Source organism: Streptococcus infantis, assembly GCF_015546995.1.
GTDB lineage: Bacteria > Bacillota > Bacilli > Lactobacillales > Streptococcaceae > Streptococcus > Streptococcus infantis_J.
Genome location: NZ_JADMUH010000039.1, coordinates 1 through 2,584 on the forward strand (window position 1 = coordinate 1; position 2,584 = coordinate 2,584).

At 37.3% G+C, this 2,584-nt stretch carries 1 protein-coding gene; it reads right to left on the reverse strand.

Going from position 1 to position 2,584, the window contains the following annotated elements; all coding sequences use genetic code 11:
• Positions 1 to 35 precede the first annotated feature (35 nt).
• Positions 36 to 2,564, reverse strand: a complete 2,529-nt coding sequence (locus tag I1J71_RS08540) for an MBL fold metallo-hydrolase (RefSeq protein ID WP_416385346.1) — start codon at positions 2,562 to 2,564, stop codon at positions 36 to 38.
• Positions 2,565 to 2,584: the final 20 nt, after the last annotated feature.

Consider the following 2,584-nt stretch of genomic DNA (forward strand, 5'->3'; position numbering starts at 1 on the left):
TTGTAGAAAAATTTAATTATAATTCATTTAGAAACTTAATTATTTTCTTGGCTCGTTTGTGTCTTAGGTTCAGTAGATTGATTTTTTTCCTCAGACGTAACAGATGAGCTTTCTGTTTGTTGTGTTCTCTCTACTTCTGTTGTTTCGAAAATGTGCCCCTGACTATTTGCCACAGTTTGTTCCTGAGTTGTTGCCTCGGTTGTAACAGTCGGCCAAATTCCATCTGCATTGAGCCTGTACCCGTCAGGACTTATTCCATTTCTTAGGAGAGAACCATTTGTTTGGAAATAATACCAGTTACCATTCAGTTGTTTCCAACCAGTTTCCATGGCACCACTTGCATTGAGGTAATAGCGTGCCCCATTTATCTCTTGAAGGCCTGTTAGCATGATACCTTCCTTGTCGAGATAGTACCAAAGACCTTTGTCTTTGAACCAACCAGTTTTCATTGCACCACTTCCTGTGAAATAGTAATAATGGTTATCAAGCCATTTCCAACCTGTCTGCATAGCGCCACTTGCATTGAGATAATAACGGGAACCATCAATCTCTTGAAGGCCTGTTAGCATGATACCTTCTTTGTCGAGATAGTACCAAAGTTCCTTGTCTTTGAGCCAACCTGTCTTCATAGCACCACTACTTGTGAAGTAATAGTAATGGTTATCAAGCCATTTCCAACCTGTCTGCATAGCACCGCTTGCATTGAGATAATAACGGGAACCATTAATTTCTTGAAGGCCTGTTAGCATCACACCGTCTTTATCTAGATAATACCAGATGTCCTTATCTTTTAACCAGCCAGTCTTCATCGCTCCACTGCTTGTGAAGTAATAATAATGATTATCGAGCCATTTCCAACCGGTCTGCATAGCACCACTTGCATTGAGATAATAGCGAGAACCATTAATCTCTTGAAGCCCTGTTAGCATCACACCGTCTTTATCTAAGTAGTACCAAGTATCTTTATCCTTGACCCAGCCAGTTTTCATAGCTCCGGAACTAGCAAAATAGTTCCAATGACCATCAAGGAAAGCCCAGCCAGTTTGCATGATACCATTTTGATTAAAGTAATAGGTAGTGCCGTTGATATTCTTTTTACCAACTGATCGAATACCATCTTCATCATAATAATACCAGCTAGAGCCAAGTTTTTGCCAACTAGATGCGCTTCCTTCTGTTTGAAGGGCACCACTACTTGCAAAGAGCATCTTCTTACCATTAAAGACTTGTATGCCAGTCAGCATTTTACCATCTTTATCAAAGAGATATTTTTGACCACCGATTTCAGATAGTTCGTTGTAGCTTCTAGCACCCGACCACGTGATATAGTACCAAGAGCCATCATGCATAAACCAACCGGTCCTCTGCATACTTCCATCTTTGTTTAGATAGTACCAGTTTCCATCTATTTTTTCTTTAGAGTCTTTCAGATGAAGCCATCTATCAGCCTGCATTTGCCCTTGCCCATTAAAGAAATAGTAGACGCCATCTATTTTTTTCCACCCAATTGCCATTTCATCATCAGATAGACGATATTTCCAGTAGCCATCTTCCTTATACCACTTTTCTGATACCGTAGGAATATCAGGGAAAGATTCTGATACATTTGAAAAACCACTATCGCTGATATCAAAAACCGTCGAATCTTTGGTTTCACTATAAGCTTTGATTATTTGTATCTTTTTTTCTCGGAGCAAATTAGTCGTTGATTGACGATTGATATCTGATCCACTTGTTTGGACAACTATACTAGGTGATAAATTTTCAATAAAGTTAACTGTGTTTGAAATTGTGGCATCATAATGATGATTCCATTTCATCATATCTACTTTACCGATTACAGGACCTAATCTATCTTCAGCTCCTTCAGCATTATCTAGATCTCCACCTAGATAGATTTTCTTACCAGCTACTTTCACCACAGCAACAATTGAATTAGAATTATCATCAAAGACTCTTTTTAATTTCCCATCAGGACCATACTCATTTTTATAATTGTATAGTTGGATATCCATATTACCCAATTTAAAATGACTATCCTTATCAGAGATATCTTGGATAAGAGTTACACCACGTTCTAGAGCTGTTCTCACTGCATTATCATAGTTATAGAGATTATCCCACAATCTCCACTGTGTTGTAATACGTTCGTCTGAATATTTTTTGAGATAAAATCTGTCAACAGGGTAACGTTTTAAAACTTCATCTGCAGTACCAATATGATCGCTATGAACATGGGTTCCTAAAACAAAATCTAATTTTTTAACACCAACTTGTTTTAAATGTCGGAAAAGCCTGTCCTCTATTGTATCTTCATTTCCCCTACTAATTCCCCAACGATCTGGATAGAGTGGATTACTTCCATCTGGAAAATCATAGTCTTCACCCATATCAATTAAACCAAAATGTCCATTGCTTTCTAAGAGAATAGCATCACTTCCTGACTTTGATTTCAAATTAATAAAATGAATCTTATTACCTCCACCAGTAGAAATAGTATCAGCAAAAACTGGTTTTGAAAAAGATAGTATCACTAAGGTATATAGAAGGCAACTGTATAATATTAGATTTTTTATCTTTAAAT